The sequence below is a fragment of the Prevotella sp. P4-67 genome (assembly GCF_002251325.1).
Lineage (GTDB): Bacteria > Bacteroidota > Bacteroidia > Bacteroidales > Bacteroidaceae > Prevotella.
In genome coordinates this window covers 23,180-29,440 of record NZ_NPJL01000073.1, presented here as the reverse complement: position 1 = coordinate 29,440, position 6,261 = coordinate 23,180, and the positions used below count along the sequence as shown (strand labels likewise).

The window sequence follows — 6,261 nt, the reverse complement described above, 5'->3', positions numbered from 1 at the left end:
GCATCGTGGGGTAAGGGGATGGTGGCTACATATTGATGTTGTGCTGTTGCTTTTTACTGAAAGCTGCTACTAACGACTCATAAATCTACCCTTAATCGTGTATTGGATGATAGTTGCGGATTTTAGGCTGTTTTATAATCTGAAGGATAACACTTAATAAAGAGAAGGAAAGATGAAAGATTGTTCAGGACATCCAGTTGTCTGCAACCATAATAAAGTAGGCTTCTTGGGATTGCTCGTCACAATAGGCATCGTGTTTGGAGACATCGGAACATCACCCCTATATGTGATGAAGGCCATACTCCATACAGGCGAAACCATCAACGAAAGCACTATCTTGGGTGCATTGTCCTGTATCATTTGGACACTCACCCTACAGACCTCCATCAAATACGTATGTGTGGCTCTGCGTGCCGACAACAATGGCGAAGGAGGCATTCTCGCCCTCTACGCTCTTCTGCGCCGCCTCAAGAGCAAGTGGATTTATATACTGGCTATCATTGGCGCAAGTACCTTACTGGCAGATGGGATTATCACCCCTGCCATTACGGTTACTACAGCCATTGAAGGACTCGAAAGCATCAGTCCGAATCTGCCTGTCACTCCCATTACACTTGCCATTATCACCATCATCTTCTTTGTGCAGCGGTTTGGCACCGAGAGTATTGGCAAGTCTTTCGGAGTCTTCATGCTCCTATGGTTTCTCCTGTTGGGCATAATAGGCGTCATCAGTATCACGACCTTCCCTATGATACTAAAGGCATTCAACCCATATTATGCTGTCATCCTGTTGACAAAATCTCCCCAATGGTTTTTAATTCTGGGTGCCGTGTTTCTCTGTACTACCGGTGCAGAAGCTCTTTACTCCGACTTGGGACATTGTGGCAGAAAGAACATCGCCATCAGTTGGGCCTTTGTAAAGACCATGCTCATTCTCAACTATCTGGGACAGGGAGCATGGGTGCTGAATCATGTGCAGACAGCCTACTCCGTGAATCCGTTCTTTGCCATCATGCCGCAAAACATACTTGTCTTCGCCATCATTATGGCCACTGGTGCGGCTATCGTTGCGAGTCAGGCACTCATCAGCGGTACCTTCTCCATCCTGAGCGAAGCCATGAACCTGCACTTCTGGCCCCGTATGCGAATCAAGCATCCCACACATGTAAAAGGGCAGCTTTATATCCCCGTAATCAACCTTGCCATGTACATCGGTGTGGTCCTCATCATCTTGCTGTTTCGCGACTCCTCACGCATGGAGGCTGCCTACGGACTCGCCATTACTATCACCATGCTGATGACTACATTGTTGCTCGGTTTCTACCTGCACAGCAAGGGTATGGCGCGACTTTTCACGATATTGTTTATTGGCACATACTGCACCATCGAGGGCATCTTCTTAACTGCCAATTTGTCAAAGTTTCTCGCAGGAGGCTGGTGTACAATGCTCATTAGCGGAATCCTGTTCCTGATGATGTATGTATGGGTACGTGCCATGAAGATACGACGCCAGTACATTAGCACCAAACCACTGGACGACTATTATCAGATTATCTCCGACATCAAAGCCGACGAAGACATCCCCAAGTACGCTTCCAACCTTGTCTATGTAAACCATGCCGAAAAACAAGGTACCGTAGATGACAAGTTGCTATATTCCATCATCAACAAGCAACCTAAACGCGCTGACCATTACTGGCTCATCAATATGGAGTTTGTAGATACTCCTGATACGCTGGAGTACAGTTGCGAGACCTTAGTGCCCGACACACTGTACAGCGTGACCATGCACATAGGTTTCCGCATTGAGCCTCGGGTTAGTCTCTATCTGAGACAAGTGGTGGAAGACCTTGTGGATAGCAAGAAGGTTGACCTTACCAGCACCTATCCTTCACTCCGCAAAAACGGTATTCCTGGCGATTTCCGTTTCATCATCACCCCCCGCGTGTATTATCCCGAGAGTTCCGTCAACCGCCAGCAGAACCTGCTGATGACCATCTACGCCCTTATCAGCAAGATAGGCATTGACGAGCCAAAGGCATTGGGCCTTGACACTTCCATGGTGGTGGTAGAACGCGTACCGCTGATTATCAATCATCACATTGGCAGCATCAGGCGAATTGCACAAATTGTAGAAGAATAAACAAATCCGACTGATTGTAACCTGAGTTCGGGATAAGAAAGTCTTTGTAAAAGTTGGTAATCCCAATAGTTCTTAGTACATTTATGGTTGTAAATCAATTAATTATAAAATTAAAGATTGGCTACACTCTATGTTAGGGGTATTGTCGTATATAGTCTCCTTCATTTGTAGGGTATAATGTAAAGCTGGTGTTTTATGAAGTCTGCCACAAATATTGATTTGTTATTATAAAAATATGGTCTTTAGCAGTTTTTATTCTACATATTTGTCTTTATCCAAAAATTAGGCATAACAGTCTTAAATTCTACATCAATGAAATGACATTGTTCCTTTATGATGCCCCGACGACGAATAGCTGGTTGCAGGCAGTAAGTGTCAAAATCATCAATGTTTACATCTGCAACATGAGTCCAATGAGGAAACAATAGCTTCATGTATGCAACTGCTATACGCTTAACCGCATTGAAATCTCGTGTATCAGCATTTTTGTCACATCCCACTAATTCGTCAAACAATAGTCCATATACATTTTGAGTGCGAAGCGAATGTAGTATTTCAGAGAAGTATTCTACATTTAATGTCCACCCTTTGTAAATAATGCCTTTGTTGATACGAGGCAAGTGCCAACCTTCAATAAAACAATGGAAACGGTCAAGTAAAGCAGATTCGCGGAATGACTGTGGCAAAGAATCAAAGTATCGGTAGTTCAAGGGGCGGCGCTGCTCGTTAAGAGGTATATTGCCCATTATCATAAGCCCACACTCTGAACTGAATTCATTGTTGTCTATCGTTGTTTTACCAGACTCTAAATATGATTTGAGAGCAGCCTGAATCTCTGCCGGTTCTTGGAAAATGATGGTCTGAATTTCATCAAAGGCAGTGAAATCATGGTTCTTGATGATGCCATTCTGCTGCTTGGCTTTGTCATAAAAAAGTTTGGCACGTGTAACCTTACCGCCACTCACAAGCCATCCATACTTTGAGAGGTTTCCAAATACGAATGACTTGCCTGTTCCTTTAGGAGCGAGTTCTATAACATTCAGGCGAGGCTCGATAAAGATTAGAAGACGTGTCAAGAACTCCATCTTCTGAGTCATTGTCTCAAAACCATCCGCCTCATATTCCATAGACGACAAAAGCACATCTATCCACTCCTCCGTAGAGAAAACTGCACGAGCTTTTCGCAAGTAATCAATGTCAACACTGCGGTAAGGCTTGAATGGTTTGTAGTCAACCATCTCAACATGATTTTTCTTTCCATCTTCATCAGGAAGTACAGAAAGTTTTATAATTCCCCATTTCTCACCATCCACGAGCTCGCCTTGATGATTTTTGTAAACGTACTCAGGTATTTGTCCTTCATTTATTTTGATGCCAAGATCAGGGATTCCGAATCTGCGCACACCTTTCACCAAGTCTATGTAGATGATGAAACGTGTGAGCAAAGTAAGTTCCTCACCAGAAGCCAAACGGTCTTTTACCTCTGTCTGCTTTTGCGGTATGACCATATCAAGGAAGTTTGTCAACTCAGCACGGTTGACATTTCCATCCGCATTGATAAACCGCTTTAGAATAAAGTCTTTTACAAATGACGGAAGGTTTCGCCCGGCAAACAAGCTGTTGGTTGATGCTGGGTCTTTATATATAGCCATCGAGGAGAACTGCTCCCGAATCTTTTGTGTGATAGTTGCTTGCATAATTTAAAATCCGAATAAGTCGTTTTCCTGAACACCAGTGTTGATGCTCAGATTGTCTGTTTGCTTAAATTCTCCTATATGTAGGATTATTCTGGTTGAAGTGCTGACGAGATTCAATCGTTCACTCTCATAAACATCTCCATCCATATTGTGAAGCTCATAGTCAACACCATTGTATGTTACATATGGAGTGTCTATGCTGCTGATTCCCTTTATCGTATATCTTACTATGGGGCTACTTGCCACAATTTCGTTTGACTGCAATTTCGCAGAATATACATTTGCATTTTTTTGACTGGAAACAATTATGATAGGTACAAGTACCTCTTCTGGTGTTGTGCCTCCATGAGCACCCTGTCCAATTGGCGTTTTGGCGGAAAGAGAGTTGTTATTCAATGAGCACAGCGTCTTGCCATCATCCAAAACAACGTAGTTATTGTCTGCCGGAGCAGACCCTTTAAGCCAATGTCCACAACGTCCAGCATGATCTGTCTCCACACCTGCGAGGTTAAGTCCTGCTCCGAACTGTGCCATATAGCTGACTCCATGATCAGAGACAAATGCTATCTTCTTGCCATTGTACAGCGAGAGAACTTTCGAAATGGAATCTTCTACAATTCGAAACTCCTCAATAAGGTATGCAGGATATTTTTTCTGCGTATGCGCAAACTTGTCAATATCTCCGATTTTCTCCAGTTTGCCATCTGCCATCTCATCCAACTTCGTCTTGTTTACGGAAGTGACTGTAGGCAATTCTGAAGCTGCGACATAAATTTCATTCAAGAACACTCCATCTGCCTTATGTTTTTCAATAACTCGTGTTATGAATGGAATCCAATCTACACCAAGCCCGTCTATCCAATAGTAAATGTCAATATCCTGCCTGTTGTGCATAAATGTCTTTACAGTTTTGAAACCATTGCGCCATGTCTCAAAACTGACTTGTGAGGCGTTAAGTTCCTTGAGCTTGTTTGCCAGGTTTTCTGTTTGACTATTCCCCACTTTTGAAAGACAATATTCCTGGAAATATTCATTTATCCAACCGTTGACTTTCTCAGTTTGCACACTTGAAGGCAACAAATAGGCATACAATTCAGGGAAAAGAGTCTTTATATAGTTCTTTTCTATCTTTCCGTGACCAACCCATTCCGTCATAAGACATTGTTCTGACAAAGTGAGTGGTGACATATATTTCATCGCAAACAATGGTCCACGTTCTGGATCAGCAGCCATTGCCGACAACTTTGCCTTAACCTTTTGTTCTGCCAAACTCGTTATCTGCACATGCTGTCTTTTTGCTTCTCTAAGCAGAGACAAACGTTGGCTAATACTGGTCTCGTCAAGAGGCTCTTCAAAGATTTGGGTAGCTATTTGTGAGAACAAATCTGACGAGCCCAAAGAGGCAACGTTCTCCAAGACCCTAATGAGATAATTGCATTCCTCTGTTTTCCATACAAAATAAGTTTTCAGCAGCCAGCGTGAAAACTCATCCTTATATTCAAACCATGTCTGCACAAAGGCATTCTCTTCATTCAAACTTGATGTATTGAACCGTTGATTGACAAAAGCGTCAAAATCAAAATCTGCCACATCAATATTGGAAGCCAGTTCTTCCCAATACGGCATATCTTCTTCTCTTGCATTCAATTTGCCAAAATCAATACGGAGTCCTTTGGTCAAGAATTCAAACACATTGTTGCAAATCGTATACTTGAAGGCATTGTCTGGCTGGGCATTATTACTGTTGGCGAAAATACACTTTGATGTACAAATAATCTGCGGCTTTATCTTGGCACCCACATTTTTCCAAAGGGCAATCCAATGGCGTAGGTCTTCACACAGCGTATAATGTTCTTCAAGTCCTTTCACACCGTATGTTGTTCCCTTCGTAAGAATCAGGTGATAGTTGTCATACTCTGTCCCAGAGCGGTATTCCCATATGTGGATATTTGGATCGTCCTTGAATTTGCTCACCTTGCTCTGCATACCGATGACAGGCACGTATATACGCTGGTGATCATGTTGGGCTTCTTCCGGTGATTGGATAAGACGTATTGTCTTCAGCAACGAATCAAACTCAGCGTAATGTGCATTGTCATAGAATCTTGTTATCTCCGAAAATGGCGCGATGACGAAATCGTTTGCAGGCAGACTTTTAATGTAAGCCTCGAATAATGCGGCAAGTTGCGAATAGGTGATAAGTTTGTCGTCCTGTCCGTCTTTCATCCATTTTTCTATGCTTTGCACATACACGTCATGGTCTTGGCACACTTGCACGAAATCGCCAAAGTCGCCAAAATTCTCAAACAATACAAAACGTATTGGATAGCGGTTGCGGAGACTGCTCTCCGCTCCCGTCCAATGTTTGTCGACCTCTATTTCATGACAGAGGTCTTCCAATGTACCAAACTCCTTATACAT

General features: G+C 43.0%; 3 protein-coding genes. 1 reads left to right on the top strand and 2 read right to left on the bottom strand.

Going from position 1 to position 6,261, the window contains the following annotated elements; genetic code table 11:
* The first annotated feature begins 172 nt into the window (after positions 1 to 172).
* On the top strand, positions 173 to 2,143 hold the full coding sequence (locus CIK92_RS12685) for a KUP/HAK/KT family potassium transporter (RefSeq protein ID WP_094389318.1): 1,971 nt from the start codon (positions 173 to 175) through the stop codon (positions 2,141 to 2,143).
* A gap of 257 nt (positions 2,144 to 2,400) precedes the next feature.
* On the opposite strand, the gene brxL is transcribed toward CIK92_RS12685, so the two are convergent.
* Positions 2,401 to 3,840, bottom strand: a complete 1,440-nt coding sequence (gene brxL / locus CIK92_RS12680) for a BREX system Lon protease-like protein BrxL (protein ID WP_022309957.1) — start codon at positions 3,838 to 3,840, stop codon at positions 2,401 to 2,403.
* Between the two features lie 3 nt (positions 3,841 to 3,843).
* On the bottom strand, positions 3,844 to 6,261 hold the full coding sequence (gene pglZ, locus CIK92_RS12675; RefSeq protein ID WP_094389317.1) for a BREX-4 system phosphatase PglZ: 2,418 nt from the start codon (positions 6,259 to 6,261) through the stop codon (positions 3,844 to 3,846).

What these genes read in the sequence shown, in the direction of transcription:
- CIK92_RS12685 (WP_094389318.1), top strand. Translation starts at nt 173, where the DNA reads ATGAAAGATTGTTCAGGACATCCAGTTGTCTGCAACCATAATAAAGTA.
- brxL (WP_022309957.1), bottom strand. Translation starts at nt 3,840, where the DNA reads ATGCAAGCAACTATCACACAAAAGATTCGGGAGCAGTTCTCCTCGATG.
- pglZ (WP_094389317.1), bottom strand. Translation starts at nt 6,261, where the DNA reads ATGTATAAGGAGTTTGGTACATTGGAAGACCTCTGTCATGAAATAGAG.